The sequence below is a fragment of the uncultured Fenollaria sp. genome, from assembly GCF_934202865.1.
Lineage (GTDB): Bacteria > Bacillota > Clostridia > Tissierellales > Peptoniphilaceae > Fenollaria.
The window spans coordinates 1-5,053 of the sequence record NZ_CAKPYL010000068.1 but is presented as its reverse complement, the minus strand read 5'-3'; the positions used below and the strand labels follow the sequence as shown (position 1 = coordinate 5,053).

The following is a 5,053-nucleotide window of genomic DNA, read 5'->3' as shown; positions in this document are numbered from 1 at the left end:
TTCTTAAGACTAATACAAGTAGGGACGATACTGACGATATATTATCTTTTTTACAAGGCCTTGAAGATTATGACATGATAGCCATAATCAAAGAAGTAAAGGACATATACAAAGCTTCTTTAAGAAGTAAGTATAAATACGATGTAGGCAGCATTGGCGAAGACTTTGATGGCGGTGGACATAAATACGCTGCGGGCTTTACGTATAAGGGCGACTTAGATGAACTAATTAAAAAGCTGAAAGGATATGTTGACGATGCAAATTAGTGGCGTAGTCAACGTGTTTAAGGAGAAGGGAAGGTCCAGCAGATACTACACAAATAAGGTGAAGTACCTTAGCAAGATGAAGACTGGACACGTAGGAACCTTAGATCCAATGGCTTTTGGCGTCTTACCCATAACAGTCGGAGAGGCATGTAAGTTTATAGACTTCTTAGGCTTTGACAAAAAGGCCTATATATATAGAATAATCTTTGGTAAAACTACAGAGACCTTAGATGCTGAATCAGAAATTTGTGATGAAGAGCCATGGAACTTTGAAAAGAGCGATTTATTAAGAGTATTAGAAGAGATGGAAGGGCCTTATGAGCAAGTTCCGCCAAAGTACTCTGCGAAGAAGATTGACGGGATTCCTATGTATAAGCTAGCGAGAGAAAATATTGACGTAGACACTGCTTCACGAGCAAAAACTGTTCAAATTTATAAGAACAGACTATTGAAGTTCAATAAGGATAAATCCTACGCCATAGTCATGAGTGAGGTTTCTACAGGAACATACATTCGTACGCTAGCCTTTGATATAGCTCAAAAATTAGGTGCAATATCATATATCGATTACCTTATGAGGTACTATAGTGGACCATTAAAAATAGATGAGGCAATTTGCATAGACGATATGGATGAAGATGACCTTATTCCAGTCGATACGCTTATAGATTTGCCAGTAATAAAGCTTCACGAAAAGAGATTTAAAGCGGTTCAAAATGGTATGAACTCATACGTAAGCGATGCTTACAATGAAGAGCAATACAAGGTTTACTGCGCTGATAAATTCTGCGGCATTGGCTATGTGAAAAAAGATGAGAATGGCAGAAAGAATATTTATATGAAAAAGGTTTATAAATATGAGGATAATTAATTTAAAAGATGAGTTTAAAAGTGAAGAATGCTATATAGCGCTTGGCTACTTCGATGGCATGCACTTAGGTCACTTAAAAATAATTAAGAGCTGCATAAGCGATGCGAGACGCAATAATGTAGAGTCAGCTGTTTTATTGCTTGACTTTAAAGGCGCTAAGAGCATCACGCCAATTGATGACAAGATTAAGATACTTGAAGAGCTTGGTATAGATACTGTTTATCTGATTGATTTTACGGATGAGCTTAAAAGAACTGATCCAAAAGCCTTTGTTAAGGAGATACTACTAGACAGATTAAACGCGATAAGGACTTACTCGGGAGAGGATTATACTTTTGGTATAGATAGACTTGGTGACACTGCACTTCTTAAAGAGATGATGCAAGAAGCAGGCGGAGAAGCAGTAGTATTAAATTTTGAACTTGATGAAGAGATGCAAAAGATTTCATCGAGCAATATTAAAAAATTGATACTATCAGGTGAAGTGATGAGCGCGAACAAAGACTTATCGAGGTACTACTCAATCAAGTCAAAGGTTATTCATGGCAAGAAATTTGGCTCATCGGTTGGCATACCAACTGCAAACCTCAATATTAATACAGGCTACATCATTCCATACCAAGGCGTATATGTAACAAAGATTAAGATTAAGGACCAGATTTATAAATCAGTTACAAGCGTAGGCAAAAACTTAAGCTTTAACGAAGACTTCATTAGTGTCGAGACAAATATCTTTGACTTCGATGGTGATATATATGACGATACTATTAGATTATATTTCATCTATAGGATTAGAGATATGTTAAACTTCGACGATAAAGATGATTTAGTCAAACAAATTAAAAGCGATATAGATTTTGCAAAAAATTTTGAAGATTATTTATAATTATGAGTATAAAATGCTTTACAAATGCTAAAGTTCATGATATACTAATATAGGTACCTTATGCTACGTATATCGTTCCCGTCGATACACTTGGCTGAGGCAAATATTATTAAGGGGGAAACATTAAATGTTAACAAAAGAAGAAAAATCAAAAATCATTGACGATTTTAAAATGCATGAAGGAGACACTGGTTCTACAGAAGTTCAAATAGCTATACTTACTAAGAGAATCAATGATCTTACAGAACACTTAAAGACACACAAGAAAGACCATCACTCAAGAAGAGGTTTATTTAAAATGATCGGTAAGAGAAAAGGTCTTCTAAAATATTTGTATGACACTGATATTGATAAATATCGTGAATTGATAGAAAGATTAAATATCAGAGGATAAAGAGGGCGGGGCTATCCCGCTCTTTTGTTAGATTAAAGGAGATGTGAGATGCAAGAAAATTTTAAAACTACCTTAGCAGGTAGACCTTTAGAAATTGAAACAGGAAAGATGTGCGAGCAAGCTAGTGGTTCTTGCTTAGTTAAGTATGGAGATACTTACGTTTTAGTTAATGCGACAAGCACAAAAGCACCTAGAGAAGGGGTAGACTTCTTCCCACTAAGTGTAGACTACGAAGAAAAGTTTTATTCTGTTGGTAAGATACCAGGAGGATATATAAAGAGAGAGGGAAGACCTTCAGAGAAAGCAGTTTTAACTTCAAGGCTGATTGATAGACCAATTAGACCTTTATTTCCTGAGGGCTTTTTTAATGACGTACAAGTTATAGCAACAGTACTATCAGTAGATCCTGATAATAGCCCAGAAATCGCTGCCATGATTGGTTCATCAGTAGCTCTATGTATTTCTGATATACCATTTAACGGACCAACTGCAGCAGTTTACGTTGGACTTATAGATGGCGAATACGTTATAAATCCGACTCAAGAAGAGATGGAAAAATCAGATATAAACCTATGTATATCAGGAACAAAAGACGCCATCATGATGGTAGAATCAGGATCAAATGAAGTTTCTGAAGAAGAAATGATTAAGGCTATATTAAAAGGACATGAAGCAATTAAAGAAGTATGTGAATTTGAAGAAGAAATCATCAAAAAGATAGGCAAAGAAAAATATTCATTTGAAAAATTTGAAGCTAAAGAAGAAATCTTTAAAGAAATAGATGAAGAATTTAGAGAAGACATCAAAAACTCAATATTCGAAGCTGACAAGGTTCAAAGAATTGAAAACAGTGAATCACTTAAGGATACTATAGTAAATAAATATCTAGAAAAGTATCCAGATGATCAAAAGAGCATACTAAAGACTATTGACGATATCACAAGCGAAGAGTTTAGAAAAGGTATACTTGAAAGAAACTTAAGACCAGACGGAAGAAATACTGAACAAATCAGACCACTTTCAGCTGAAGTTGGCTTATTACCAAGAGCACACGGCTCAGGACTATTCAAGAGGGGTCAAACTCAAGTATTAACTATAGCTACACTTGGCTCATTCGGCGACAGCCAATCACAAGACGGTCTAGTTGAAGAAGGCGAAAAACACTACATGCATCAATACAATTTCCCACCATATTCAGTAGGAGACGTTAGACCGCTTAGAAGCCCAGGCAGAAGAGAAATTGGTCACGGAGCACTTGCTGAAAGAGCTTTAGTTCCAGTTATACCAACACTTGAAGAGTTCCCATACACTATTAGACTTGTATCAGAAGTACTAAGCTCAAATGGTTCTTCATCACAAGCAAGTATTTGCGGTTCAACACTAGCTCTTATGGATGCGGGTGTACCTATTAAAAAACCAGTAGCTGGTATCGCTATGGGACTTATTAAGTCAGATGAAACTACTAAGATATTAACAGATATACAAGGCCTTGAAGACCACCTTGGCGACATGGACTTTAAAGTAGCTGGTACTAAGGACGGTATCACAGCTATGCAAATGGATATCAAAGTTCAAGGTATAGACGAAGAGATAATGAAGACTGCTCTAGAACAAGCTAAGACAGCGAGATTCCAAATACTTGATGTAATCACATCAGCTATCTCAGAACCAAGAGCAGAATTATCAGAATACGCTCCTAAGATAGCAACTATCAAGATTGATCCAGACAAGATTAGAGACGTTATCGGTTCAGGCGGAAAGGTAATTAACAAGATTATCGAAGAAACAGGTGCTAAGATTGATATCACTGATGACGGTGACGTATACATCTCAGCTGATACTATGGATGGCGTAAACGGCGCTAAGAAGATGATTGAAGACATCGTTAAAGAAGTAGAAGTTGGCGAAGTTTACTTTGGCAAGGTTAATAGAATAACTAATTTCGGTGCCTTTGTTGAAGTATTAAACGGCAAAGAAGGCTTACTACACATTTCACAAATCTCTAAGGAAAGAGTAAATAAAGTTGAAGATGTATTAAAGCTTGGCGACGAAATCATGGTTAAAGTTACATCTATTGACGAACAAGGTAGAATCAATCTTTCAAGAAAAGCCTTGGTAGAAAATTCTGAAGATGAATCTAAATAATTAGGATAAAATATGGCTACTATTAAAATAATAAATAAGAGTAAAAACGATATACCAAAATACCAAACAGAAAACTCTGCCGGCGTTGACATAAGAGCTTCACTCGATGAAGATCTTGTATTAAAGGCAGGAGAGTTTAAACTAGTAAGTACAGGTATCTATCTAGAGATACCTTCATCTTACGAAGTTCAAATCAGAGCAAGATCAGGTCTTAGCATTAAGCACGGCATTGGTCTTGTCAATGGTATAGGTACTATTGACAGTGATTACAGAGGGGAAATAAAAGTGCCTCTAATAAACTTTTCAAAAGAAGATTTTACTATTGAGAATGGTATGAGAATCGCTCAAATGGTTTTATCTAAGTACGAAAAGATTGATTTTGAAGAAGTAGATGAGCTTTCAGACTCTGAAAGACAAGATGGCGGCTTTGGCTCGACAGGAGTAAAATAATGACATTACTTAAAGCAATAATACTCGCTATCGTTCAAGGC

General features: G+C 36.0%; 6 protein-coding genes. All 6 read left to right on the top strand.

Going from position 1 to position 5,053, the window contains the following annotated elements:
- On the top strand, positions 1-266 hold a 266-nt coding region (locus Q0E71_RS06335), incomplete at its 5' end, for a bifunctional oligoribonuclease/PAP phosphatase NrnA (RefSeq protein WP_294797113.1).
- Complete coding sequence (gene truB / locus Q0E71_RS06330) at positions 256-1,137, top strand: tRNA pseudouridine(55) synthase TruB (RefSeq protein ID WP_294797111.1); 882 nt, start codon at positions 256-258, stop codon at positions 1,135-1,137. The genes Q0E71_RS06335 and truB, both read left to right, overlap by 11 nt.
- Positions 1,124-2,023 carry a bifunctional riboflavin kinase/FAD synthetase gene (locus tag Q0E71_RS06325; protein ID WP_294797110.1) on the top strand — a complete coding sequence of 300 codons (900 nt, stop codon included), beginning with the start codon at positions 1,124-1,126 and terminating at the stop codon, positions 2,021-2,023. The genes truB and Q0E71_RS06325 overlap by 14 nt, the downstream gene beginning before the upstream one ends.
- Before the next feature lie 127 nt (positions 2,024-2,150).
- Positions 2,151-2,417 carry a 30S ribosomal protein S15 gene (gene rpsO / locus Q0E71_RS06320; protein ID WP_294797107.1) on the top strand — a complete coding sequence of 89 codons (267 nt, stop codon included), beginning with the start codon at positions 2,151-2,153 and terminating at the stop codon, positions 2,415-2,417.
- Between the two features lie 48 nt (positions 2,418-2,465).
- Positions 2,466-4,562, top strand: coding sequence for a polyribonucleotide nucleotidyltransferase (gene pnp, locus Q0E71_RS06315; protein WP_294797105.1), 2,097 nt, complete (start codon positions 2,466-2,468; stop codon positions 4,560-4,562).
- Positions 4,563-4,574: 12 nt separating this feature from the next.
- Positions 4,575-5,012 carry a dUTP diphosphatase gene (gene dut / locus Q0E71_RS06310; RefSeq protein ID WP_294797103.1) on the top strand — a complete coding sequence of 146 codons (438 nt, stop codon included), beginning with the start codon at positions 4,575-4,577 and terminating at the stop codon, positions 5,010-5,012.
- Positions 5,013-5,053: the final 41 nt, after the last annotated feature.

Coding starts and splice junctions, on each gene's coding strand:
- truB (WP_294797111.1), top strand. CDS start 256: ATGCAAATTAGTGGCGTAGTCAACGTGTTTAAGGAGAAGGGAAGGTCC.
- Q0E71_RS06325 (WP_294797110.1), top strand. CDS start 1,124: ATGAGGATAATTAATTTAAAAGATGAGTTTAAAAGTGAAGAATGCTAT.
- rpsO (WP_294797107.1), top strand. CDS start 2,151: ATGTTAACAAAAGAAGAAAAATCAAAAATCATTGACGATTTTAAAATG.
- pnp (WP_294797105.1), top strand. CDS start 2,466: ATGCAAGAAAATTTTAAAACTACCTTAGCAGGTAGACCTTTAGAAATT.
- dut (WP_294797103.1), top strand. CDS start 4,575: ATGGCTACTATTAAAATAATAAATAAGAGTAAAAACGATATACCAAAA.